The following is a 23,351-nucleotide window of genomic DNA, read 5'->3' as shown; positions in this document are numbered from 1 at the left end:
AAGCGGGCAAGGCAGTTTGGGCAGGCGTTCACGGCCTGAACTGCTTATTCTCAATCCGAATAAGGCGAAGTGTTTTCATAACCTCAAGGCTTATGATAGCAATTCGGCCTTATCTTGGTCAGAGGCCCTGAACGATCGCAATCGCAACGCTGCTAACTTTCGGAGCCGATTATGCAAGCCCCCATCAACCCGTCGACAGACCTCGATACTCATCACAATGTCACCAGCTTTTCTGACCGCGTCGCCCTGGCCATCACGATGATGTTGCGCTTTTTCGCCGATACATTCTTCGCCAAGCGCTATGGGAACCGCGCCATCGTGCTCGAAACCGTGGCGGCCGTACCTGGAATGGTTGGTGGCATGCTGGTCCACCTGCGTTGCCTGCGCTGGATGGTGGCCGATGAAGGATGGATTCGGACTCTGCTCGAAGAAGCCGAGAACGAACGGATGCACTTGATGACGTTTATCCAGATCGCCCGGCCGAGCTGGTTTGAGCGAGTCGTGATCTTGCTCGTGCAGGCCGTCTTCTTCGTGACCTACTTCTTGTTGTATCTGGTGTCCGCCCGGACCGCGCACCGGTTGGTCGGATATTTCGAAGAACAAGCAGTGATCAGCTACACCCTCTACCTGGCCGAAATCGACGCTGGTCGCGTCGAGAACGTCTCCGCCCCGGCCATCGCGATCGAATACTGGAATTTGCCTGCGAATGCCCGCCTGCGTGACGTGGTGGTGGCCGTGCGCGACGACGAGGTTGGTCACCGTGACGTGAACCACGGCTTCGCCAATGCCCTCACAACCGGGGTAACCAGTCAGGCTGCGTAAGGGGAGAGCCCCGCAATATCGAGATGCCCGCCTCAGCCGGCGGGCATTTTACTAGTCGCAATCGAGGGCATGCCACCGCGCGGAGAATTCGTTGCCACACCGTCATGGCTTAGGAGGGCAACCAAATGCGGCGCTCTTGAGCCACGCCGGTGGCTCACCGTGCCTGCCGCCAGCGCGCATCTCTCCAGCGCCATCAGTCGTGCACATGGGTCGGGAACAAGATTGTGAAAACCAACGGGGTCAGATGACTTGGAATAATGCCCGATCTAGCTCTCTTCGGTCGACAAGACAGGCGAGCCAGCGTTGACCCACCCCCCGGGCGGAAGCTCCAACATGCGCCGTCCTTGAACCTTATCCAGGCGGAGAGATAGACCGACTACTACCCAGCTGTGGCATCCTTGCGTTTTGCATAAGAAAAAGCAGAGTAGGGTCAACATGAACAAGGGCTTGCTGCTAGTCGCGGTCGCCGCGGCCGTCTTAATCTACTACAAAACTCACGCGCCGCTGGAAAATGTGGTGGTCGACGCCGAGCCACAGCCGATCGCAGTTTCTGTTATATCTCCAACGCCGGAACCAGTATTCCGCTGCGAGGGCAAGCAGCACTGTAGCCAGATGGCTTCCTGCGCGGAAGCCCGCTTTTACCTCAAGAATTGCCCGGCGGTAAAGATAGATGGAGATGGCGACGGTATTCCATGTGAGACGCCGCCTCTCCAGTGTACGTTTTGACACGCCGGAAAAGCCCAGTCGAGTGGGGCAGAAGTCGGCTCGCGCCTTCCCTCACAAGCCGCCAGAAATCTGTTCGCTCCGAAGTATGTCGACTACCTCATATGCGAGCGCCAAACGATGCGATCGCTCTATGTCATCGAACTTGACGGCGCCTCGCATGGTAACGAAAAAGCACAGAAGCGCGATAAGCAAGAGAATGACGTTCTCGCATCGGCCGGAATTCCGATCATGAACCGTCCCGGGAACCGTGGAGGCTGGTTGGTTTAAGTTAATAGCGGTTCGGTGGCAGGCTTTTTAAGATGCCGGTAGTAGTTTGCCTCAGCTTCGGCGGGCGGGATATAGCCGAGGGGTTCCATCAGCCGGTGATGATTGAACCATGCCACCCATTCCAGCGTGGCCAGTTCAACGGATTCACGCGTCTTCCAGGCAGTGCGGCGATGAATCAGTTCAGACTTGTACAGGCCGTTGATCATCTCAGCCAAGGCGTTGTCGTAGCTGTCGCCCCGGCTACCAACCGGAGCCTCCACTAGACCCGGGGCGGTTCACTTGGGCGAAGCGCTCACGGGAATTGGACTTCGCGATTCAGAATGCTCTTGATAAGCGGCGGCGGGTCATGGTGATCATGGTCGACGGTGACAGAAGGCCGAACGACGAAGCGGAGCGCGCGTCCACGGTCCATTCGCGGTCATTGGACGCTGCCACCTGGTGGGTTCGCGACCATGACTCGACTATCTTGTCGCTTCAATCAGCATTGAATTTCCTGCAATACGATCTCATCCACATGGATGAGATGCTCCGTCTGAACGTTTTCTATTCTTCAAGAGAATCCGCAGAGCATCCGATGCGGCCAGAAACCATATGTGATAGTTGACAGAGCACTCTCATGTTGCAGCTGTGCGCTGGCGGACAGTGGCTTTGGCGTGATTCAAAGCCCATTCGTATTGGGAGGTTCCCATGCCAGGCGCTCTTGCTGGAACAATCGATGTCGTTATCGACATCAACCATGACAACCGTTTCGACGCAGTCAAAGCGTTCAATGCCGGTGTCCGGGCAGTCATCCACAAGGCCAGCGAGGGCGCGACCTTCCAAGACCCCAAGTACAGGCACCGGCGAGACCAGGCGCTGGCCGCGGGATTGCTGTGGGGCGCATACCACTTCTCCAGCTCCCGGCCGGCCAACCTGCAGGCAGACAATTTTCTGGCCGTCGCGCAGTGGGGCGATCCGGCGGTGGACAATTCCAGGACGCTCTTCTGCCTTGATTTCGAACCAAGCACGAGTGGACCTGACATGACGCTGGATCAGGCCCATGACTTCGTCACCAGGGTGAAGGACAAGACCGGCCGCTGGCCCATGATCTACGGTGGCAACATGCTCCGCGATGCCGTCCAGGCCCACGGCGCCGACCCTATCCTCAAGAATTGCCCGCTGTGGTATGCCCGGTACAGGAACCAGCCGATCGGGATCCCCGTGGATACGTGGCCACGATTCACCCTGTGGCAATACACGGACGGCAACTTGGGGCCATCGCCGCACGCGTTTCCGGGGCTCGATGCAACCGACCGGGACTGCTATTCCGGAACGGAAGCCCAGTTGAAGGCGGAATGGCCATTCCCTGAGTATTTCAGAACGGCACCAGGGTCGACCGACCAGAATCCGTAGGCGTGGGCGAATCCAAACGACTCACGGCCCAGGACCTGTCGGAAAGCGCAATCTGGGGAGAAGTCCATGCGCGATTCATACCTTGCACGCGTCTTGACTGGGCTTGTGACTTTATTGCTCTGCGCATGCGCGCCGAACTATGCGTATCGGACCCATCTCGTCTCTGGCAAGGCAGTGAACTGTCCGCTCCCCACGGCCAACGCTCAGGACGACGCGCGGCCGTCGACGGACTGCATGCGAGTGACGCCGGAAGTCACGCAGGGCGCTTATGAACTCCATTTCGTTGAATTTGACGACCAGGGCTGGCTCTATCCAGACAAGCCCGCATCCGGAGCCGAGCCTGCAGCCAGTCCTTCGGGTCAGATTGATCATCTGATGAAGCGGCTGACGCAACTTCTTGACCAGCATGACGACGGCAAGCCCAACGACCTGAGCATCATCGTATATGTGCACGGTTGGAAGCACAACGCGCAGTCGGACGATGCCAATGTGAGGCATTTTCGCACCATGCTCCGGGCGGCTGCCGCTGAGGAGAGAGACAGGGCAGGGCGAGACGGCACACCGAGAAAAGTTGTGGGGGTCTATGTCGCATGGAGAGGGAAGTCGTGGGTAGTGCCCGACCCAGTGCTGAGCCTGTCGTTCTGGGCGCGCAAGGAGGCCGCGCGGCGCGTTTCGGTCGGGACGGCGCGGGAGCTATTCGCGCGGTTGCGGGCAATCCGGCACTACTACAACAACGAAGCGGCGTCCGCCGTGGTCACGACGGGTGCGGCTTCCGAGCAGGCGGTCAGGCGCCCGCGCATTCGCACATTGATGATCGGCCATAGCTTTGGCGGGCTGATCCTTTACGCTGCCACGTCCGGCCCGATAATCGAGGCACTGGCTGCGCAACAGGATCTGCGTGGAGTGAAGCCGGCGCAGGACCTGGCGGAAAGGCCTGCGGACATGATCGTGCTGATCAATCCTGCCTTCGAGGCATCGCGTTATGAGGCGCTCTATCGAGTGGCCAACCGCTTTCAACCGGTCCGGTTTCAGCCACCGCTGTTCGTGTCGGTTACCTCGACCAAGGACTGGGCGACTGGTATTGCCTTTCCGTTGGGACGGTCAGTGAATGCGCTGTTCGAGCATGAGGCTTCCAGCGAAGAGGGAACCGCAATCAAGAATACGCCCGGACACATAGCGCGCTATCTGACACACCGACTGTATGGTCACGCGCCGAATGGAGCGCCCGAAGCGAGCGCTGCAGTGCAAGACGGCAAGACCCGTTGCCAGAACTGGAAGTCTGAGGAGCAACTGCAGACACTGCCCGCTGCAGACCTGGGAGAAGCAGTCCGTCTCAACAAGAAGATTGAGGCAGAAAACTCGGCCGAGTTCTTCAGCCAGAACCTGACGCCGGAGCACCTGCTCAAGCCCAAGTGGGGCCGGACCTTCTGCGGCGGCAGTTACCTGACGCCTGTAGAGGGCAACGGGGTAGACAATGCGAACACCCTAGTCTGGAACATTGAAACCGACGGCGAAGTCATCCGGAACCATGACGATGTCATGAATCCCATCTTTCGGGCTTTCATGCGTCAGCTCTATGCGGATGTCTCGATGCATCCCTGAGGCCTGGTCAGGTTGAGGTTGCGGCCGCGTAAGGACAGGCGACGAGGCAGACCAAGTCGCCAGATTGCAGCCGCCGGTTGCCTCAGTCCAGCGAGGTGTTCGCGTTCCAGATCACCTCGCCCCAGCGCAGGGTCACGATGCGCACCACGTTGGCATAGTCGGCAATGGCGCCGGGCAGCGGAATTGCACCGTGGGCAGCGAGATTTTCGGGAGTCGACTTCTCTTTCGCGATCTTATCGATCTCGGCCGGAAGCTTGTCGATGACAGCCGCGGGTTCTGTTGCGATAAGGGGTGACGACAGCCGGGGTCGTGGCAAGAAGCTGCGGTTATGCGACCAGCGAGTAGAACTGTTCGGCAGCGGACGGCCTGCGCGCATTTCATCGAGCGCAGGCCGGCCAGATTTCCTGGCCAGTGATCGACAATCTGTCCGCAATGGATGCAGCGTAGGAGATGGCCGTCAAAGTGCAACTGCGCGCTGTTTAATTCTGACCTGCACGTTTTTCGGGTCCGGTCCCGCGCCGGGGTCCCTTTGATCTCCTGAAGTCTGCAAGCGGCACGCAGGCTCACCGCTGGACGTGCTTCTGCCTGGGAGCAGGACCCGCGACGAGGCACGCGCAGCGCAATCCTGCCGTGCCGTCTCCACCTCCAACGCGGCAAGATATTAGGCCTCCTAACATCTGGCTTTAAACAATAAAAATTTTCGCGGCATTCCGCGCTGCTAAGATTGTAGCAACGCAATATATGAAATTGGTCGATGTGAGAGATAAAGTAAAACCACAATAACAAAATACTATCCCGGAACACCATCGGCAATCCTCAGCGCCGGTATAAAGCAATCAACATCTTTCAGATCATCCGACTTCGCCACGGGGGTGGCAAGGCTCGTCTCTAAGCAAGGAGGCGGCATATGCCTTCCGTGACCGCCACCCATTCTGGCGATTCCGCTGGGCCCGCCTTCGGCAGACGGAAAGGCAGGTTCACGAACCTCCGCCAGTCTTCCGCTTCGCGCCTATAGCGCCATCTTCGACGGCAGCAGGGTGCGTTGTCTCCCCCAAAGCTGACCGCACGAGAGTCGCAAGTTCTTTCATTGATCGCCAAGGGCATGAGTACCAATGAAATTGCGATATGTCTCGGCGTTACCTTGTTTACCGTGAGGAAGCATAGAAACAACATATCCGCGAAATTGGATATCCACACCACGTCCAGGCTCGTTTCTTTCGCGATACACCGTGGCAATGTCGCCGATCCCCATCCTCCATTGAAAGTGTCAAGGCCAGATATCCTGAGCGATCGAGAAAAAGAAATCCTGCGAAAGCTGGAACTCGGCCTGACAGCCAAGGAAATAGCCAGGAATCTCCGAATCAGCCCACGGACCGTCAGCAAGCATATCGAGAATATCCGCTCCAAGACGGGACTCAAGGCACTGGCGGATCTCATGCTGGTCGCCAGGCAGTTGCAAAGCCCTGAAAGCAAGGATACGCACCCTCAGAGTAGTTTGGGAACGGACACCCCGGCAGGCGCAGGCGTCAGGAATACGCATTCGGAGTAATTGTTTGCCCCTCCTGCAACGCCAACACTGGACTCTGCGGTATGCACCAACTCCGCACAGGCCATCCGATCCCAATCGCTTGCAAGGGAGTAGAACCATGAACTGGAATCGTTCCTTCACTGACTTGATACGAAACGGCCGCCCGGCCTACTGGGGCAACTGGACGCTGGCTCCGAATATCAAGCCAGGCGCTGTCGGCTTCGTTTCTCCGGACAGCGGTGACTTCACGCTGGTCCGGGAAGAGACGCCTGGGCTCGCGCTGAGCACGCGTGGCATCCCCAATCAATGGAAGCTGTCGTCCAGCAATGTCCAGCGCACCGAATCCAACGTGAACCTGGATGGTTCCGGAACCGATCCGGATACGGGCACCAAGATCACGGCGGGCGTGGAAGTGAAGTGGGATTTCGCATCGGTGGGGTCCCTCGCATCCGAGTTCAGCATCGCGTCGGAAACATTCATCAGCGACCTGACATTGCTCAGCAAGCCGGATACGCTCAAGTGGCTTTCCGACCAGGCGCAGTCCGTCAGCATGGGTTCGAATGGACAGATGGCGCAAGGATTCGGGGTGGTGACCAGCGCGGTCTATGCGCATAGCGGACTGAATGTGGGTTCGCAGGACAACAGCTCGTCCTTTTCCATTGCCGGCTCGGCCGGCGCCGTCCATGACATGCTCGGCGGCGCCAACGGAAAAGGCTCGTTTGTTTCCACAAGCCAGAACAAGAGCGTGGACCAGCATCTCTGGCCGTACCAGGCGGAGCAACTCGCCTCGTCTCCCATCCCGATCGCCTATACCTTCGCCTCGTTCGACGGCACGCTGTTGATTCCGAACTGGATCACCCGGCTTGGCGCATTCGAGATTTTTTTCGACAACAAGCCGGGATGCACCTATATCACGCACATCCAGATTAGCTACGACACCCCGAAAGGTTCGCAGAAGGACGAATTTTCCCTGACCGGCGGCATTTCGAGGACGGTTGGCAACATTCCGCTCAACGCTACCAACATCCGGGTGGACGTGAAGTTCCAGGGAATGATCAACAGTGATCACTACGGCTTCAGTTGGCCCAACCCGCTTGGGCAATGGCTGACAGGCCGTCGTGTGATCGAGATGACGGGGGTCTGGCCAGGTCAGACCCACGCCCGCGAACTGTAGCGCCCCCGCCATCGCCGGATGTCGATCACGCTGCTACGCGAACGTTCTCGCTCTCGCGACGCGCCTGCGCGCGACATCAGGCCCTGGCCCTTTGCCGTTGTCAATTGCTCTCAAGGAGATCAAGCCATGGCCACCCTTGTCAATCTCACTCCAAAAGCCCCCAACGCCGTACAGATCTGGGGCTTCCATGATCCCTGCACCGTGAGGGATGTTGCAGGCGCACTGAACACCATCGCCGCCGGACTGAGCGGTGATGGCAACACGATCCACATCATGTCGGGAACCCATGGATACTGCAGCGGCCAGGTCGGCGCCGTTGCCACGCGTGACCAGCGGTTCGCGCAGGAAGACCGAAGCCTTGCCTCCCCGAAGACCAGGGACAACAAGGCAGTCGCTGTCGCCGTGCACGATTTCAACAATGGCAAGCTGTCCGCGCCCGATTATGTGACCGCTGCGATGGCGAAGCTGAATTCGGACATGCGGGCGATTGTGACCAACAGCCCGGGAACCCATACATTCCTCCTGGCATATTGCTGCAGCGCCGGCACGCGGTAAGGTCTGGCCAGAGGTAAGCCTGGCGGCAAGGATGGGGCCGCCGGGCATGCTCCACGGCGTCAGCGCGACGACAATAACGGCATGCTTGTCGCGTGTCGTGGCCTTGCGCTTACCGGGGCGCCGTGGTGTCGGCGACGGGCATATGGGTCGCGACGTGGTCGAGCACCACTTCCGGTTCATCGGCCTCAACGTCCGACTCGTCAAGCGGCAGGGTGCTTCGATCCGCCGCCGCCCCCGCCGCCGGCGGTTCAAGCGAGTAGGACGTCACACACAAGCATGCCGGCCTTGACAAGACCACGGCGGCCTGCTTGATCTGAGAGTCAGGTTCCCATTGTGAATCGTTCCAGTATGACTTCCCAGGCCCGCTACTCCGTCTGTTTGTTTGGAGAGTTCCAGCTCGACGGCGCAGACGCGCCCCGGTTTAACGCAAACTCGCCCCGCTTGCAGGCACTGCTCGCCTGCCTTGTCCTGCATCGCGACGCACCGCAGACGCGGCAGCAGCTTGCTGTCCTACTCTGGCCTGATTCCTCGCAGGCGCAGGCGCGCAATGCCCTGCGTCAACTGCTGTTTCAGCTGCGCAAGGCCTGGCCGGAGGCAGATCAGTTTGTCCATGCCGATGCGCAAACGGTGCGATGGCTGCCCGATTCGGCGCTCGACCTCGATGTCGCTCAGTTCCAGTCCGCGCTTGCGGCAGCGGCCAGGGCCTCGAGGCACGGCGACGCAGGCGCTGAAGAAGAGTCGCTGACGCATGCCGCGGATCTCTATCGTGGTGACCTGCTGGCCAACTGCTATGACGAGTGGATCCACTTCGAGCGCGAAAGGTTGCGCGAACAGTGCATCGCGGCGCTTGCGCGCCTCGGTCAACTGAGTGAGGACCGGCGAGATTATGCAAAGGCGCTGAGGTACGCACAGCAGTTGCAGCGGCTCGACCCGTGCCGCGAACCCACCTGCATGGCGCTGATGCGCCTGCATGCGCTGAACCACGATCACGCATCGGCCATACGCGCCTATCAAAACTGTGTGGAAACGCTCGGCCGCGAACTGGGCGTCCTGCCCGGCGAACCCATGCGCGAGGCCTATGCGCGGCTGGCTGGGCAGGCTGCGTCAATGCAGCGCCAACGCCCGCGGGACGCAATGCTGCCAATGATTGGTCGGCATGGCGAATGGCGCCGGCTTCTTGAAGTCTGGCAGCGTACCCAGCTGGGCGACAAGCAGTTTGTCCTGATCCTGGGCGAAGCCGGCATCGGCAAATCGCGCCTGGCAGAGGAACTGCTTGTCCATCTGTCCGAGCAAGGCATTACCGTGGCGCATTCGCGCGCCTATGCAGCCGAGGGCCAGCTCGCGTTTGCACCGGTGACCGGCTGGCTTCGCAGCGCTGCCCTGAGTGGTGCGATCGGCAAGCTCGACAGACTGTGGCTGACCGAGGTCACGCGCCTGTTGCCCGAACTCCTCACGCAGCAATCCGGACTGTCGCCGCCGTCACCTCTTACCGAGTACTGGCAACGCCAGCGGTTCTTCGAGGCGCTTGCGCGAGCGGTGCTTGCACAAGGCGGGCCGTTGCTATTGCTGCTCGACGACCTCCAATGGTGCGACGGCGAGACGCTTGAATGGCTGCGCTTCCTGATGCGCTTCGATGTGACGGCAAGGCTTATGGTGGTCGCAACGGCGCGGCCCGAGGAAATCATGCCGCTACACGCCGCGAACCGGTTGCTGGACGCACTGCGCCGCGACGACCAGTTCATCGAGATCTCATTGGGGACACTCGATGCCGCCGAAACGGCAAAGATAGCTGCCCAGATCCTGGACCGGCCGCTGGCCGACACGGAAGCAACCCGGCTTTTTGAAGAGAGCGAGGGGAACCCGCTGTTTGCGGTCGAAATGATGCGGGCCCGCTCCGACACCATGCCGGTCGGGAATGCACAGGGCGGCATGGCGTCGAAGTTGCCGCCCAAGGTTTACACCATTATCTCGAACCGGCTGGCGCAGCTTCCTCCGGGGACCCGCGATATTGTCGGTGTTGCTGCAATCATTGGCCGGGCGTTCACGACCGACATCCTCGCCCAGGCAAGCGACCTCGGCGAGGATGCCCTGGCAGGCGCGCTGGACGAACTATGGCAGCGGCGCATCGTGCGCCAGACGGACAGTGGTGGCCTGGCGTTTGACTTCAGCCATGACAAGATCCGCGATGTGGCATACGCCGAAGTGAGTCCGCTGCAGCGCCGCCGCCTGCATTTGCGCGTGGCGCGAGCGCTCGAGCAGGCGCCAGGCGATGCCGACGCGGCAAGCGCGCAGATCGCCTCGCACTATGAGCAGGCGGGCCTGCCAGCCCAGGCGGCGGCATTCTATCGGCGCGCGGCCGGCGTGGCGCAGAGTGTGTACGCCTATGACGATGCCATTGCATTGCTGACGCGCGGGCTGGTGCAAGCGGACCGGATTGCCGATCCTCAGGAGCGCGCCAGTCAATCGCTGGTCCTGCAACTCGACCTTGCGCCACCGATTCGCATCGCCCGAGGTTGGGCGGCCCCCGAACTGGAGGCGCCGCTGCGACGCGCGGTGGAACTCAGCCGGCTGGCGGGGGACACCAATCAGCAGGCACGCGCCCAGGTCAGTCTTTCATTTTTCCTGGCGGTGAGGGCGGAACTTGCACAGGCCCGCCGCCTGAGCGAGGAACTGATTGCGGGATTGGGGACGCCGGATTCCGGTACTTACTCGGTGATGGCATGGACCAGCGTCATGGGTAGCCTGGTCCAGCAAGGCGACTGGATGGCTGCCGAGCCGGCGTATCAACGCGCGCACGCCGCTTATGACGAAGCCCAGCACGCCGAGCATGCGTCCCTGATGGGCGGCAACTTCGGCGTGCTGGCTGCCGCGTGGTCGGCGCACGCGCTATGGCTCGGTGGGCTTGCCGATCAGGCCCTTCAGCGTGGACACGAAGCGCTGGAGATGGCGAACCGGGTAGCACACCCGTTCTCGCGAGCGCTCGCGCTGTCATATCTCGCGACGCAGCATGCGCTGCGAGGTGAGCACGGTCTCACGCTGTACTATGCCCACCAGGCGCACGGGGTCGCCGAGCAGTACCACGTCGGCTACTACCTCGCCTGGGCAGGCATGCTGCTAGCCTGGGCAAACGCGAAACAGTCGCCAGGCGCCGACGCGGTGGTGGCGATGCAGGCGGCGATCGAGGGCTTTCACGCGACGGGCGCACGCCTGCGTCTGCCGCTCTACCTGGGCATGCTGGCTGAATGCCTGGGCGACGTGGGAGAGACCGAGGCTGCGTTGGCGGCTTTGGACCAGGCGTTCGAATGCGCCGGGCGCACTGGCGAGCACTGGGTGGACGCCGAGCTGTACCGTCTGCGCGGTGAATTGCTGCTGCGCAGCAGCGCCAACCTTGCCGAAGCCGAGTCATCGTTGACCAAGGCGATCGAGATCGCTACAGCCCAACGCGCGCTCCCGCTTGAACTGCGTGCCACCCTGTCATGGACAACGCTGCGCATCTCGCAGGGGCACGTCGATCCGCATGAGGTGCTCGAGGCGCCGCTTGCGCGATTCACCGAGGGCTTCGATCAGCCCGACATCGTCAGGGCGCGGGCATTACTCGCGCGTTAGTTGCCGGTCGACCGCCGCGCGCCAGTCGGGAGGCGGAATCCCCCATGTAACGGCGCACCTAACGCTTTTGAAACGCCGAGGTTGCTAAAACTCCTGCATACCAGCCGGACAGGAGTCAACCATGGAAGCTTCGTTGAGCGAACCCGTCGCAACCGCACTCAAGGCGCATTTTCGGGGACAACTGATTCAGCCGGGCGACGCGGCTTACGACCAGGCACGTGCCGTGTACAACGGAATGATCGACAAGCATCCTGCGATCATCGCGCGCTGCATCGATGTCGCGGATGTCATCGCGGCGGTGAACGCCGCGCGCGACGGCGGGATGCTGCTGGCCGTGCGTGGGGGCGCGCACAATGGCGCCGGGCTCGGCACCTGCGATGGCGGACTGGTGGTCGACCTGTCGCCAATGAAGGGCGTGTTTGTCGATGCCGGACGCAAGACGCTGCGGGTTAGCGGTGGCTGCACCTGGGGCGACGTGGATCACGCCGCCAGTGCCTACGGGCTGGCGACGCCGAGTGGCTTCATCTCGACAACTGGCGTGGGCGGACTGACGCTCGGCGGCGGCATCGGCTACCTCAGCCGCGCCTACGGCCTGACGATCGACAATCTGCTCAGCGCCGAGGTCGTGCTGGCCGACGGGCGCGTCGTCACCGCAAGCGACGAGGAAAACGCCGACCTGTTCTGGGCATTGCGCGGCGGCGGTGGCAACTTCGGCGTGGTGACCTCATTCGAGTTCAAGGCTCATCCTGTTGCCACGGTCTATGGTGGCCCGATGCTATGGCCGATGGAGCAGGCACGCGAGCTGATGACATGGTGGCGCGACTTCATCCTGAGCGCCCCGCAGCACATCAATGGCTGGTTCGGTTTCGTCACGGTGCCGCCTGCAGCGCCCTTCCCAGAGGAAGTTCACCTGCAGAAGATGTGCGCCGTGGTGTGGTGCTACACCGGGCCGCTCGATCAGGCCGACACGCATTTCCGTCCGATTCGCCAGGCGATGCCGCCGGCGGTGGACTTTGCCGGGCCTATCCCCTGGCCTGTCCTGCAGAGCCTGTTCGACGGACTGTATCCGGCGGGCCTGCAGTGGTACTGGAAAGCCGACTTCGTCAGCGACCTGAGCGACAAGGCCATCGATCTGCACATCAAGTACGCGCAGCAGTTGCCGTCGATGCACTCGACCATGCACCTGTATCCGATCAATGGCGCAGCGCATCGTGCCGGATGCGACGACACGGCCTTCAGCTACCGCGATGCCAACTTTGCCAGCGTGATTGTCGGCGTGGATCCCGACCCGGCCAACAACGATCGCATCGTGCAGTGGGCGAAGGACTACTGGCTGGCTCTGCATCCGCACTCTGCTGGCGGCGGCTACATCAACATGATGATGGACGAGGGGAACGACAATGTGAAGGCGTCCTATCGCGACAATTACGCGCGACTGGCGCGGATCAAGCGCAAATACGATCCGGCCAACCTGTTCAACGTGAATCAGAACATCAGGCCCGCCTGACGCAACACGAGTACGACATGGGGCGCAGGTACCCATTGCGCCAAGCGGAAGGAGATTGTCATGAACAGGTTGTTGTGCATGGGATTTACAGCGTTGACGCTTGCTTGCGCCGGTTGCCGCGACACCGGGGCCAACGCGAATGGCTCCAGCGATAACGCCATGGGTGCTATGGCGGGCACGGGCGAGCGAGCAAATGGAGAGCTGCATTCGCTGTACCTGTTGCGCTAAGGGGCATTCGGGCACACGGGGCGCATGCCTGCGCAGCCAAAGGAGACTGGCCCGCGTGGAAAGAGTGCCGGCCGTGCTACAGCCCTCACTAACGTCGCTGGCGCCGCTGTTCGCGATGCTCCGAAGGCTGCACTGACGCAGGGCGCTCCGTTCCCCGCATCCGCACCAACTGATCCAGGAGTCCGGCGCGACGCCGCTGCCGCAAGATGGCGGCCGGCCTGCGCCAGGCAACGGCTTGCACGGCAGAGGCGATCCCGTGCGGCCCGTGCCGTTCCGTCTGATCGCCTGCACGAGGAGTGCCGCCGCGGCAGCGCCGCCGACATCCCTGTTGGAGATAGCAATGCGTAAGAATCTTGCCAAGACCCTGCTTGCCACTGTCGCACTCGCCGCCGTCCTCAGTCAGACCGCCCACGCCGGTGCATATGCTGATGCACTGATCGTTGCCGTGCCGGGACACAACGGCCAGCGCGACGCCTTTATCGATGGCGCACGCATCAGCGCGCGCGATGGCTTCACCGACGGCGCGCGCAGCGATGCGCGCGACAGCGGGGAATGCCTGTCCTGAGCCGGGGCTGGGAAACGGGGCGGTTTGTCGGGGCCGCTTCGTTTTCGTTCGTCATTCACCGCGGCTTAAAGTATGGCCACTCCTGGCATTCTGGGATCTGCAAGACCTAGCATCGCCGCAGCTCACCCAGCCTCTCCAGGTATTGGGGCGTAACGTCTCCCGTTACGTATCGGCCATCAAAACATGATGTCTCGAGCCCTTTGAGGGCCGGATTAAGATCGGTTACCGATCTTTGCATGTCCATGATGTCCTGATACACCAAACCATCCACGCCGAGGATGGTGCTAACCTGGTCGACATCGCGGCCGCTTGCAATCAGTTCCTCTCGCAAGGGCATATCGATTCCGTAAACGTTTGGGTGACGGATTGGGGCTGCCGCAGAGGCAAGGTAGACTCGATTGGCGCCCGCAGCGCGTGCCATGTTGACGATTTCACGGCTGGTAGTCCCACGAACGATTGAATCATCAACGATGAGAACGTTCTTCCCCTTGAACTCTACGCCCATGGCGTTAAGCTTTTGGCGTACGGATTTTTGGCGCATTTGTTGGCCAGGCATGATAAAAGTGCGACCTATGTAACGGCTCTTTACCAGCCCCTCGCGATAAGGAAGGTTTAGGCTGGCTGCAAGCTGCATGGCTGCGGGACGGGACGAATCGGGAACTGGCATTACCACATCAATGTCGGCCGAGCGGAAATTCGACGCGACCGATCTGGCAAGGTATTCGCCCATCCGCATCCGTGCGGCATACACTGACACTCCCTCAATCACGGAGTCCGGCCGAGCGAAATATACATATTCGAACACACATGGAAGGTTGCGCGCATTTGATGCACATTGCTTGTAAGACAATTTTCCTGCGTGGTCAATGAATATACCTTCGCCGGGTGCTACGTCGCGCATCAAGGTGAACCCGCTCGCTTCCAGGGCTGCGGATTCTGAAGCGATCATCCATTCCCTCGTCGGCCCGAATTCACGGTAACCAATGCACAGGGGACGGATACCGTTAGGGTCGCGAAATGCGAGCAGCCCCTGATCGGCGATACTCGCAACTACGGCGTACGCTCCACGCACGCGACGATGGACGCCGGAGACTGCGCGGAATACGGCGTCGCTATCAATACCTGTGCCACAGGTCACATCCTGTAACTCGCTCGCGAGGACGTTCAACAGGACCTCTGAGTCAGACCGCGTATTGACGTGTCGGTGATTGAGCGACTGAAGTTCGGCGCGCAACTGCGTCGTATTGGTTAGGTTGCCGTTGTGCGATAACGTAATGCCGAAAGGGGCGTTTACATAAAACGGCTGGGACTCCTCGTCGCTCGCAGCTGAACCTGCCGTTGGATATCGTGTATGGCCAATTCCGCTGTGCCCGTAGAGTGAGCGCATGTCGCGGGTACGAAACACATCGCGTACAAGCCCCTTCGCTTTGTGCAAATAAAACTGACTTCCCCGCGAAGTCGCAATGCCAGCGGCATCTTGCCCACGATGTTGTAGTAACAGGAGTGTGTCATACAACAACTGATTGACTGGTCCTGCCCCGACGATTCCTACAATTCCGCACATCATGCCTCCGCGCTCTTGCGGCTTGGTCGATCAAACTATTCATAGCACCCGGCCCAACGCAAGGCATCATTGGACGTAGTCGTGTGTCGTAATAGGATGACTGGTTGTCTATGTATTATGAATGAAACGCTGCACGATGGCCTGCCGGACCCATTGAAACGGCACTGTGAATCATACGACCATCGTCGATAAGCAGTCGTCAGTTACGGATTCTCGAGGTTAGCGCGCGCGTCTTGGCAGTCGCGGTGGTCGGTGAGCAGCGGAAATAATAATAGACGACTGGTTGGTTATAGTCAAGTCCCCATCACGCGATCTCACTGAACTCGCACGCGCATAGTCGGGGCCCATGCAAGATGTCATCGCGCTGCGTGCGATAACGATGTTTGAGTCACACGGCCATGCGGGACTCAGGTCTTCGGCCTCGGCGGGGAATGTTTCCAATCGTCCCCAGAAGGCGGCGGTGGTTGAACCAGGCGGTGGCCCGCCCAGGCTTGCCCCTGACCACCCCACGCAGGCCAATTCGTGTGCGGTGTGGAACGAGCTTACATGTTGTGCTTGACCGCGGCCTGATGAGTCATCCGACCGTTTTCGAATCATCCAACTCTCATGAGCATTTCACCGGTGTGAGGGATGAGAAACAGATCTTTGTCGATCAACTCGACAAGTTCTCCGCTGGACAGGCGCCAGTTTTTTGCGCCTGGATAGACGCGCAGGCCTCTAGGTGTCATCACTGACGTGAAGTAGCGACACTCAAGCACAAAAACGCATCGGTCGTCGTCGCCAGCGCAAGCCAGTCGCTGTACCACCGTGTTGCCGTGGCGTGGGCCGGCCAGGGGATGCAGCAGCTTGATAGCCATGTCGGGAAACTCGTGATAGTAAGAAATCCGAGGCAACTGGACGGCACTGGTCAGTCGCTATCCGGTGGTTTCGTCTGCGGCTGCCGCCGCCAGGCTGCGCGCGTCATCCGACAAGGGGTCACGTCGCCTATCGAGGCGGGCGACGCTCAGCGGCGTCCCGTGGATATCGGAGGGCTGGGCTTGCGAGGTCGTCCGCTCGTCAATACGCTGATGGACACAAGCCGGCTTGTCGACCGAAGGGTTACTGGCGATGACGGAAGAAATTGCGAGCGCGCATCCCATCAATGCGGCGACGGCCAGGGCTGCGGAAAATGTGGACATGATGGTATCCAATAGCGACCACGTTCGTGTGGTCGACTAAAAAATGGGGCACCTTCGGCGCCCTGCAAGTAGGTGCCACATCAAGACATTAGAACGGCTTGGTCGGCAGGTACTTGCCGTCGAGGGTGATCACCGCGCGGTGGCCGCCCTCGGGGTCGTCCACCTTCTTGATGTCGAGCTTGAAGTTGATGGCGCTGATGATTCCGTCGCCGAACTGCTCGTGAACCAGGGCCTTGAGCGTCGAGCCGTAGATCTGCACGATCTCGTAGAAGCGGTAGATGGTCGGGTCAGTCGGCACGCCGCCAGGAATGCTGCCGCGCACAGGAATGGTCTGCAACTGGCGCACGGCATCTTCGCCCAGGTCCAGCTTGTCGGCGACGATCTTTGCCGCGGGGGAGGGCAGCGGATGCTGGCCGAGCAGGGCGGCCGTGACAAATGCCAGGCTCAGTCCGGTGCCTTCGTTGATCTGCTCGAATGTGAGCCCCTTGCGGATCTTGGCGTCGATGATGTCATCGCTCAGGGCTTGACGGGAGGATTGGCTGAATTGGGATTGGGTCATGCGGACTCCTTGAGAGGATGGAAGTGGGGTGGGCATTCAGGCGCCGATCGACTCGCGCCTGCGTGAGGTTGCGGATGCATCGGGATGCGCCGCGATCGAAACGAAAGTATTGGTAGCGCCATCCAGGGCATCGATCGCGCCGGTTTCGATGTCGTAGACCCAGCCGTGCAGGTTCAGGCGGCCTTGTTCAAGCGCGAGCGCCACGGAGGGGTGGGTCTTGATGTTGGCCAACTGAGCGATGACGTTCTCGCGGACCATGGAATTCACGCGTGCTTGCGCGGATGCGTGCTCTCGCGCTTCGTTGACGGCCTTGGCGGCGTCCGCGTGGTGAAGCCAGCCTTTCACGGCGGGCATGTGGTCCAGGCATTTGCACGTGGCCACCGCGGTCATGGCGCCGCAGTCGGAGTGGCCGCAGACCACAATGTCGGTGACGTTCAGTCCGGCGACGGCATATTCGACACTGGCCGATACCCCGCCTGGCTGTGCGCCGTATGCCGGCACGATATTGCCGGCGTTGCGGATGACAAACAGGTCTCCGGGTTCGCTCTGCGTGAGGAGTTCTGGCACCACCCGGCTATCCGAGCACGCGATGAACAACGTGCCCGGGCTCTGACTGTTAGCGAGGCGCTTGAAGAGGTCTGATCGGTGTGGGAGGGCGTCTCGCTGGAATTTCAGTACGCCGTCGATAATGTCTTGCATCTAGTTGCCGCTCCATCAGTCCTGGACAGGGTTTCGTCATGGGAAGAGTGGATTGAATTTGCTCTTGGCCTAAGAGTGATTTGTCATGCGATCGACCAGGCGGCGAATGATGGGCGTGGCCGACACGACAACCGGCAGCATGGTCAGCCAGGAAACGCTCCAGGACCTTAGCCAGTGCTGGAAGAACAGGCCTTCGTCTGCAAATGGAATGCTTGCGATGGCAGCAGCGATGGAGCAGGTCAATCCGGCCTGGATAACGCCATAGGCGAAATAGCTGTAGCGCGAAGGAATCTTAGGCATGTGAGTCGCCCCTATGCATTCTTTGAACCGGACATTCATGCACCCCGCCATTGCCGCGCCAAGGGACTGTCGCCCCTGGCGCATGACAGGCGCTATTCGGCTGCTCCAACCTTTCCTGCCAACCGCTGCACGGTTTCGTTGGTATCCCACAGCGCGTTTGCGATGAAGCGGAAGTTGACCAGCGCCGCGTGATACCCGTCGCCTTCCGGTAGCTTCGGCCCTGCTACGGCGTCGCGCACGACAGCAACCTCGAAACCTTGCTCCAGCAGATCCCGCAGATGTGATTCGACGCACAAATTGGCGGCCATGCCCGCAAGGATCACCTGGTCGACGCGCTGCTTGCGCAATTGCAGGACAAGATCGTTAGCCTGCGGGCCGTACAGCTTGTGCGTGGAGCAGATGATGGTCTTGCCATCCTCGATATACGGCTTGAGCTCCGGCATGAAGTCCGCGCCCGAGTCACGGAATCCGTCCAGGTTCAGCGCGCCAGGACGGTCGAACATGCCGATGGCATGCTGGAACATTTCGGCGGGGCCCTGCACTTTCCACGTGTGATCATGGGGAAAGTAATAGTGAGGAGAGATGGCGACCGTGATGCCCGCCTGTTTTGCGGCCTCGAACAGACGGACCAGGTTGGGCACGAGGTTCTGCTCCGTCACGCTTTCTCCGACCACGCCCCAGCTGCGGCCTTCGGGACTCATGAAGTCGATCTGCGGGTCAATCACGACGAGCGCGGTGCGGGGCAGGTCCAGTGTAATGCTGGACTTCGGCAGAGCCGGATCAACAGGATCTGCATAGGGGGCGTGGTGGTTGCACATTGGAAGTACCTCTTATGGTGAGCCCAGTCTGCCGGCGCTTTCGCAGGGTCCGGCAGATGCGGCGTCGTTTCAACTACGAATGAATGCCAACAGGTCGGCGTTTGAACCTGTACTTGTGCGTGTCGGTGAGCCCATGCGGCGCACCGGGGTAGACGATCAGCTTCACAATGAATTCGGTATAAATAGGCGACCAGTCGGCTTTTTAAAACCGTAAAAAAATTCAGTACAACAACCGCTTTAGCGTGACTTGCTGAAAGCGTCGGCAGGCCTCGCCATTGCGCTCAACCTTGCTGCGCAGGACCGCCCCCTCCCAAGCCTCGATGATGACGGATGCGAGCTGCGCGGTATCACAGTCCGCCGGCAGCTCCTGGCGCACTTTGGCCTCATCAAGGCTGGCTGTGATCATGCCTTCCCAGCGCGCCAGAATACGCTCCAGAGCCGTTCGGACAACACCGCTGGTATTGGACACTTCGAGGGAAAGGTTGCCTACAAGGCACCCGATCCTGAAATCTTGTGCCGCGTGGTCCGCCACCATCAACTCGAACAACTTTTCGATCCTGGCCAACGGCGTGAGGGGCGCGTCGTACATCACTCTGCCGTGGCGTTGTTCAATTGACTCCCAATAGCCTTCGAGTACTTCGGCGGCAAAGGCCTCCTTGCTGTCGAAGTAGCTGTAGAAGGATCCCTTGGGAACCTCTGCGGCCGCCACGATATCCTGCACGCCCGACCCATTGAAACCGGACCTGTGAATCACATGACCGCCGTCGATGAGCAGTCGGTTGCGGATCTCGGGGTTGGCGGGCCTGGGCATGTCAAAACAGTTAGTAAGGGGGTGAAGTGATAATAGACGACTGGTTGGCTATTTGTCAAACGCGGGATTGCGATAAGTTCTTCAGGTTGCGCAGTCGCCAGGTGAACCATGGCATTGCCTGACGGCGACCGAGGCAAATCTGTTGAGGGCCGCTGCAGCTCTTGCTTGCATCTCCTGCTTTGTGCGCATCAGTGGCTTTCCGGTTGGTCGTGCAAGGATGCCTCTGCCTCTGCCTCGGTCTCATAGATATAGGGAGCAAGCCCGCGCCGGGCGAGGGTGTCACCGAGCTTGGCACGCATGAAGCCGCTTGTGGTGAAGCGGGTCACGCCGATATAGAAGCGCTGCACCATTTCCTCGATCATTTCGACATAGGCATCCTCCACGCTGCGGTCAAGAACGAAGCCTTCGTAGTTGACCACGGTATAAACCTTATGACCCAGCGGTTCGCAGACGCGGCATACCTGCGCGCGGATCGCCGCGATGTCCTCCGGGCGCTTCACCTCGAGCTGTTCGAAATTCAGGAACAGGATGTTCTTCTCTTCGTCGTAGTTGACGCGTGCTTCCAGTGGCAGGCGCAACACGTCCGCGCGCAGTCCCATCGGCTCAGGGCTGAAGATCCGCGCATCCATCAGGGCTGGCGAGCGCACGATCGGCGCGAAGTCCATCTTGGCGAGAATATCGCGTTCCAGATCGACGCCGGGCGCAATCTCGATGAGTTCCAGGCCTTGCGCGCTCAACTCGAACACGCACCGCTCGGTGATATACAGGACCGGCTTGTTGGCCGCGGCCGCGTGCGGGCCGGAAAACGTGCGGTGCTCCACTTCCTGGACGAACTTCCTGGCGCTGCCATCGCGGTGGATCTGGAGCTTGCCGTCGGCAATCGCGATCTCGCTGCCGCCCGCCATGAAGGTGCCGACGAACACGACCTTCCTGGCGTTCTGGCTGATGTTGATAAAGCCCCCGGCGCCAGCCAGGCGCGGCCCGAACCGGGATACGTTCAGGTTGCCCATGGAATCGGCCTGCGCCAGCCCGAGGAAGGCGAGATCGAGCCCGCCGCCGTCGTAGAAGTCGAACTGATAGGGCTGGTCGATGATCGCGTCCGGATTGGTCGCCGCGCCGAAGTTCAACCCGCCGGCAGGGATGCCGCCGATCACGCCTGGCTCGGCGGTGAGCGTCAGAAGGTCGAGGATCCGTTCCTCGTTGGCGATGCTGGCGACACCTTCCGGCATGCCGATGCCGAGATTCACCACGCTGTTCGGCTTGAGTTCCATGGCCGCACGCCGGGCGATGATCTTGCGCTCGCTCATTGGCATCGGCGCCACGCTGCTCACAGGCACGCGGACTTCGCCGGAGAAGGCCGGGTTGTATGGGGTGGAAAAGGTCTGCTGGTGGTTTTCGGGGCGGGCCAGCACCACGCAGTCCACCAGCACGCCCGGAATCTTCACCTGGCGCGGATTGAGCGAGCCCCGTTCGGCGATGCGCTCCACCTGGACGATCACCAGGCCGCCGCAGTTGTGCGCAGCCATGGCGATCGCCAGGGCTTCCAGCGTCAGGGCTTCGCGCTCCATGGTGATATTGCCGTCCGGATCGGCGGTGGTGCCGCGCACGATGGCGACGTGGATCGGGAAGGCCTTGTAGAACAGATACTCCTGATCCCCGATGCGCATCAGCTCGACCAGATCCTCGGTGGTACGCTCGTTCAGCTTGCCGCCGCCAAAGCGCGGATCGACGAAGGTGCCTAGTCCGACGCGCGAGAGGTGGCCAGGCTTTCCGGCCGCGATATCGCGGAACAGATGGGTGATCACGCCCTGCGGCAGGTTGTAGGCTTCGATCTGGTTGCCTACCGCGAGCTGCTGGAGCTTCGGCACCAGGCCCCAGTGTCCACCGATTACCCGCTTCACCAAGCCTGGCAGCGCGAGATGGTTCAGGCCCCGTTCCTTGCCGTCTCCCTGCCCTGCGGCGTAGACCAGCGTCAGGTTGCGGGGCTTTGTCAGGCTGACTGGCGCCTCGTTTTCCTGCGCAAGGCAGAGCTCCTCGATGGCGATGGCAATTTCTTCCGCGAAACCGATGCCGACGAAGCCGCCGGTCGCCACGGTATCGCCGTCGCGGATCAGGCGCACCGCTTCGCGTGCCGAGACCAGTTTGCCGTTCTCGCGCGAGTGGACGGCCAGACGAATCGTTGTTGCTTGCGAGCTCATGTTCTCACCTTGCGAGTTCGTCAAAGGAATTCCTTGCGCAAGTCGACGCTGCAGCGTTCGCCGATTGCGCTGTAGTTCTGCGCCAGCCAATGCCCGGCCTCATTACGCCCCTGGTCACGCAGGTGGCAAAGAAAGTCCCAGTCCGCATTGAGCTTGCTGGACACGCCGAGCGCCGTCATGGTCTGGTCCGAGCGGATGGCGTGGATCAGCATTTCCTTCATCTCGGCCCGGTCTATCTTGCCATCCTGGATCAGGGCGGTGACGAAGCTGATCGCACGAAGCTCGCGGATCAACGAAGAATTGAAGCTGACTTCGTTGATGCGATTGAGAATCTCCGCGGCGGTCTTCGGCACGCCCGTGCGAATGATGGGGTTGATATGAACGATCACCACATCCCGCGTGCTGCAGTGATAGATAAGCGGGAAGATTGCGGGGTTGCCGACATAGCCGCCGTCCCAGTAGTGCTGGCCGTCGATCTCCACGGCCTGGAACAGGGACGGCAGGCAGGCCGAGGCCAGCACTGCCTTCAGGCAGATTTCCTCGCGCGAGAACAGGCGCACCTTGCCGGTCTCGACATTGGTTGCGCACAGGTAGAGCTGGATCGGGCAATCCCGGCGCAGGGCATCGAAATCGACGTGGTGGGCAAGAACGTCGCGCAGCGGGTTGAAGTTGAATGGATTGAACTGGTAGGGGGAGAACAGGCGCAGCAGCAGGTCCGTCATCAGGTACATCGGCGAGCTGTCGAGCCCATAGCCGCTACGCATCCAGACCTCCCATGGCAATTTGCGGAATGGGCTGTAGAGCCGAGCGGTGCCGGAAACGTCTTGCCAGAAATTGTGCAGTGCGGCGCGAGCGCCAGGCGGCCCACCCTTAAGCAAGCCGTAGGCGAGTACTGCTGCATTCATGGCGCCGGCACTGGTGGCGCTCACGCCTTCGATGGCAAGCCGTTCGTCTTCGAGCAGACGGTCAAGCACGCCCCATGCAAAGGCGCCATGGGAACCGCCGCCCTGCAATGCAAGCGTGATGAGCTTCACGGCACCCTTGGCCTCGCCGGCATGGCGCGTTACCCCGGTGTCAGACATGTCACGTCCCTCCAGTGCCGGGTCCAGCCGCGTCCCTGCCCGCCGCTCCTCGCGGTTATCGTGGCCGAGTGGTCGGAGGCGAGGGCGATGCAAACGAGGGACCCTTGACGAGGATAGGCTCTGCCGTCGCTTGCAAACACTGCGGTGTGTGAGCGAGCTTGCTAGCTGCC

General features: G+C 60.8%; 22 protein-coding genes and 2 pseudogenes. 12 read left to right on the top strand and 12 right to left on the bottom strand.

The genetic code is table 11. From position 1 onward, the window contains the following. Positions 1–171: 171 nt before the first annotated feature. The 3 genes and pseudogenes from VSR71_RS27360 to VSR71_RS27350 all read left to right on the top strand — a co-directional run. Positions 172–822 (top strand): alternative oxidase, encoded by a 651-nt coding sequence (locus VSR71_RS27360; protein ID WP_342916898.1) that lies wholly within the window; start codon positions 172–174, stop codon positions 820–822. A gap of 435 nt (positions 823–1,257) precedes the next feature. Continuing rightward, the gene (locus VSR71_RS27355) at positions 1,258–1,548 is read left to right on the top strand and encodes an excalibur calcium-binding domain-containing protein (RefSeq protein WP_342916897.1); all 291 of its coding nucleotides are present in this window, start codon (positions 1,258–1,260) and stop codon (positions 1,546–1,548) included. A gap of 54 nt (positions 1,549–1,602) precedes the next feature. Then, positions 1,603–1,815: pseudogene (locus tag VSR71_RS27350) on the top strand (DUF2726 domain-containing protein); the annotation flags it as partial. Here VSR71_RS27350 and VSR71_RS27345 read toward each other — a convergent pair. Then, positions 1,812–2,075: pseudogene (locus VSR71_RS27345) on the bottom strand (integrase core domain-containing protein); the annotation flags it as partial. The pseudogenes VSR71_RS27350 and VSR71_RS27345 overlap by 4 nt on opposite strands. A gap of 427 nt (positions 2,076–2,502) precedes the next feature. On the opposite strand from VSR71_RS27345, the gene VSR71_RS27340 reads away from it, so the two are divergent. Next, positions 2,503–3,207, top strand: a complete 705-nt coding sequence (locus VSR71_RS27340) for a glycoside hydrolase family 25 protein (RefSeq protein WP_342916896.1) — start codon at positions 2,503–2,505, stop codon at positions 3,205–3,207. Between the two features lie 66 nt (positions 3,208–3,273). Then, the gene (locus VSR71_RS27335) at positions 3,274–4,809 is read left to right on the top strand and encodes a hypothetical protein (protein WP_342916895.1); all 1,536 of its coding nucleotides are present in this window, start codon (positions 3,274–3,276) and stop codon (positions 4,807–4,809) included. Positions 4,810–4,891: 82 nt separating this feature from the next. On the opposite strand, the gene VSR71_RS27330 is transcribed toward VSR71_RS27335, so the two are convergent. Further along, the gene (locus tag VSR71_RS27330; RefSeq protein ID WP_342916894.1) at positions 4,892–5,125 is read right to left on the bottom strand and encodes a hypothetical protein; all 234 of its coding nucleotides are present in this window, start codon (positions 5,123–5,125) and stop codon (positions 4,892–4,894) included. Between the two features lie 726 nt (positions 5,126–5,851). Between VSR71_RS27330 and VSR71_RS27325 the strand changes: the two genes are divergently transcribed. From VSR71_RS27325 to VSR71_RS27295, 7 genes are all read left to right on the top strand, one after another. Further along, positions 5,852–6,358 carry a response regulator transcription factor gene (locus VSR71_RS27325; RefSeq protein ID WP_342916893.1) on the top strand — a complete coding sequence of 169 codons (507 nt, stop codon included), beginning with the start codon at positions 5,852–5,854 and terminating at the stop codon, positions 6,356–6,358. A 97-nt stretch (positions 6,359–6,455) separates the two neighbouring features. Beyond that, positions 6,456–7,511 (top strand): hypothetical protein, encoded by a 1,056-nt coding sequence (locus tag VSR71_RS27320; protein ID WP_342916892.1) that lies wholly within the window; start codon positions 6,456–6,458, stop codon positions 7,509–7,511. 126 nt (positions 7,512–7,637) lie between these two features. Next, on the top strand, positions 7,638–8,066 hold the full coding sequence (locus tag VSR71_RS27315) for a hypothetical protein (protein ID WP_342916891.1): 429 nt from the start codon (positions 7,638–7,640) through the stop codon (positions 8,064–8,066). A gap of 348 nt (positions 8,067–8,414) precedes the next feature. Then, a complete protein-coding gene (locus VSR71_RS27310) occupies positions 8,415–11,672 on the top strand; it encodes an AAA family ATPase (protein WP_342916890.1) in 3,258 nt (1,085 codons plus the stop codon). A gap of 121 nt (positions 11,673–11,793) precedes the next feature. Next, complete coding sequence (locus VSR71_RS27305) at positions 11,794–13,179, top strand: FAD-binding oxidoreductase (protein ID WP_342916889.1); 1,386 nt, start codon at positions 11,794–11,796, stop codon at positions 13,177–13,179. A 60-nt stretch (positions 13,180–13,239) separates the two neighbouring features. Then, positions 13,240–13,407: a hypothetical protein gene (locus VSR71_RS27300; protein ID WP_342916888.1), complete on the top strand. Its 168-nt coding sequence runs from the start codon at positions 13,240–13,242 to the stop codon at positions 13,405–13,407. A gap of 340 nt (positions 13,408–13,747) precedes the next feature. Next, the gene (locus tag VSR71_RS27295) at positions 13,748–13,972 is read left to right on the top strand and encodes a hypothetical protein (RefSeq protein WP_342916887.1); all 225 of its coding nucleotides are present in this window, start codon (positions 13,748–13,750) and stop codon (positions 13,970–13,972) included. A 106-nt stretch (positions 13,973–14,078) separates the two neighbouring features. On the opposite strand, the gene purF is transcribed toward VSR71_RS27295, so the two are convergent. The 10 genes from purF to VSR71_RS27245 form a co-directional block, all read right to left on the bottom strand. After that, positions 14,079–15,536 carry an amidophosphoribosyltransferase gene (gene purF, locus VSR71_RS27290; protein WP_342916907.1) on the bottom strand — a complete coding sequence of 486 codons (1,458 nt, stop codon included), beginning with the start codon at positions 15,534–15,536 and terminating at the stop codon, positions 14,079–14,081. Positions 15,537–16,129: 593 nt separating this feature from the next. Further along, positions 16,130–16,393 (bottom strand): hypothetical protein, encoded by a 264-nt coding sequence (locus VSR71_RS27285; protein WP_342916886.1) that lies wholly within the window; start codon positions 16,391–16,393, stop codon positions 16,130–16,132. A gap of 57 nt (positions 16,394–16,450) precedes the next feature. Next, on the bottom strand, positions 16,451–16,714 hold the full coding sequence (locus VSR71_RS27280; protein ID WP_342916885.1) for a hypothetical protein: 264 nt from the start codon (positions 16,712–16,714) through the stop codon (positions 16,451–16,453). A gap of 88 nt (positions 16,715–16,802) precedes the next feature. Next, on the bottom strand, positions 16,803–17,273 hold the full coding sequence (gene cynS, locus VSR71_RS27275) for a cyanase (RefSeq protein ID WP_133096743.1): 471 nt from the start codon (positions 17,271–17,273) through the stop codon (positions 16,803–16,805). 36 nt (positions 17,274–17,309) lie between these two features. Further along, complete coding sequence (locus VSR71_RS27270) at positions 17,310–17,972, bottom strand: carbonic anhydrase (RefSeq protein ID WP_342916884.1); 663 nt, start codon at positions 17,970–17,972, stop codon at positions 17,310–17,312. A 69-nt stretch (positions 17,973–18,041) separates the two neighbouring features. Beyond that, on the bottom strand, positions 18,042–18,272 hold the full coding sequence (locus VSR71_RS27265) for a DUF2798 domain-containing protein (protein WP_342916883.1): 231 nt from the start codon (positions 18,270–18,272) through the stop codon (positions 18,042–18,044). Between the two features lie 92 nt (positions 18,273–18,364). Then, positions 18,365–19,090 (bottom strand): cysteine hydrolase, encoded by a 726-nt coding sequence (locus VSR71_RS27260; protein ID WP_342916882.1) that lies wholly within the window; start codon positions 19,088–19,090, stop codon positions 18,365–18,367. 220 nt (positions 19,091–19,310) lie between these two features. Then, the gene (locus VSR71_RS27255; protein ID WP_342916881.1) at positions 19,311–19,901 is read right to left on the bottom strand and encodes a TetR/AcrR family transcriptional regulator; all 591 of its coding nucleotides are present in this window, start codon (positions 19,899–19,901) and stop codon (positions 19,311–19,313) included. 188 nt (positions 19,902–20,089) lie between these two features. Beyond that, positions 20,090–22,099, bottom strand: a complete 2,010-nt coding sequence (locus VSR71_RS27250) for an acyl CoA:acetate/3-ketoacid CoA transferase (protein WP_342916880.1) — start codon at positions 22,097–22,099, stop codon at positions 20,090–20,092. 20 nt (positions 22,100–22,119) lie between these two features. Next, complete coding sequence (locus VSR71_RS27245) at positions 22,120–23,181, bottom strand: patatin-like phospholipase family protein (RefSeq protein ID WP_342916879.1); 1,062 nt, start codon at positions 23,179–23,181, stop codon at positions 22,120–22,122. Positions 23,182–23,351 lie beyond the last annotated feature (170 nt).

This window comes from Cupriavidus oxalaticus, assembly GCF_038900635.1.
GTDB classification, from domain to species: Bacteria; Pseudomonadota; Gammaproteobacteria; order Burkholderiales; family Burkholderiaceae; genus Cupriavidus; species Cupriavidus oxalaticus_B.
This window is presented reverse-complemented; position numbering and strand designations above follow the sequence as displayed.

What these genes read in the sequence shown, in the direction of transcription:
- VSR71_RS27360 (WP_342916898.1), top strand. Translation starts at nt 172, where the DNA reads ATGCAAGCCCCCATCAACCCGTCGACAGACCTCGATACTCATCACAAT.
- VSR71_RS27355 (WP_342916897.1), top strand. Translation starts at nt 1,258, where the DNA reads ATGAACAAGGGCTTGCTGCTAGTCGCGGTCGCCGCGGCCGTCTTAATC.
- VSR71_RS27340 (WP_342916896.1), top strand. Translation starts at nt 2,503, where the DNA reads ATGCCAGGCGCTCTTGCTGGAACAATCGATGTCGTTATCGACATCAAC.
- VSR71_RS27335 (WP_342916895.1), top strand. Translation starts at nt 3,274, where the DNA reads ATGCGCGATTCATACCTTGCACGCGTCTTGACTGGGCTTGTGACTTTA.
- VSR71_RS27320 (WP_342916892.1), top strand. Translation starts at nt 6,456, where the DNA reads ATGAACTGGAATCGTTCCTTCACTGACTTGATACGAAACGGCCGCCCG.
- VSR71_RS27315 (WP_342916891.1), top strand. Translation starts at nt 7,638, where the DNA reads ATGGCCACCCTTGTCAATCTCACTCCAAAAGCCCCCAACGCCGTACAG.
- VSR71_RS27310 (WP_342916890.1), top strand. Translation starts at nt 8,415, where the DNA reads ATGACTTCCCAGGCCCGCTACTCCGTCTGTTTGTTTGGAGAGTTCCAG.
- VSR71_RS27305 (WP_342916889.1), top strand. Translation starts at nt 11,794, where the DNA reads ATGGAAGCTTCGTTGAGCGAACCCGTCGCAACCGCACTCAAGGCGCAT.
- VSR71_RS27300 (WP_342916888.1), top strand. Translation starts at nt 13,240, where the DNA reads ATGAACAGGTTGTTGTGCATGGGATTTACAGCGTTGACGCTTGCTTGC.
- VSR71_RS27295 (WP_342916887.1), top strand. Translation starts at nt 13,748, where the DNA reads ATGCGTAAGAATCTTGCCAAGACCCTGCTTGCCACTGTCGCACTCGCC.
- purF (WP_342916907.1), bottom strand. Translation starts at nt 15,536, where the DNA reads ATGTGCGGAATTGTAGGAATCGTCGGGGCAGGACCAGTCAATCAGTTG.
- VSR71_RS27285 (WP_342916886.1), bottom strand. Translation starts at nt 16,393, where the DNA reads ATGGCTATCAAGCTGCTGCATCCCCTGGCCGGCCCACGCCACGGCAAC.
- VSR71_RS27280 (WP_342916885.1), bottom strand. Translation starts at nt 16,714, where the DNA reads ATGTCCACATTTTCCGCAGCCCTGGCCGTCGCCGCATTGATGGGATGC.
- cynS (WP_133096743.1), bottom strand. Translation starts at nt 17,273, where the DNA reads ATGACCCAATCCCAATTCAGCCAATCCTCCCGTCAAGCCCTGAGCGAT.
- VSR71_RS27270 (WP_342916884.1), bottom strand. Translation starts at nt 17,972, where the DNA reads ATGCAAGACATTATCGACGGCGTACTGAAATTCCAGCGAGACGCCCTC.
- VSR71_RS27265 (WP_342916883.1), bottom strand. Translation starts at nt 18,272, where the DNA reads ATGCCTAAGATTCCTTCGCGCTACAGCTATTTCGCCTATGGCGTTATC.
- VSR71_RS27260 (WP_342916882.1), bottom strand. Translation starts at nt 19,090, where the DNA reads ATGTGCAACCACCACGCCCCCTATGCAGATCCTGTTGATCCGGCTCTG.
- VSR71_RS27255 (WP_342916881.1), bottom strand. Translation starts at nt 19,901, where the DNA reads ATGCCCAGGCCCGCCAACCCCGAGATCCGCAACCGACTGCTCATCGAC.
- VSR71_RS27250 (WP_342916880.1), bottom strand. Translation starts at nt 22,099, where the DNA reads ATGAGCTCGCAAGCAACAACGATTCGTCTGGCCGTCCACTCGCGCGAG.
- VSR71_RS27245 (WP_342916879.1), bottom strand. Translation starts at nt 23,181, where the DNA reads ATGTCTGACACCGGGGTAACGCGCCATGCCGGCGAGGCCAAGGGTGCC.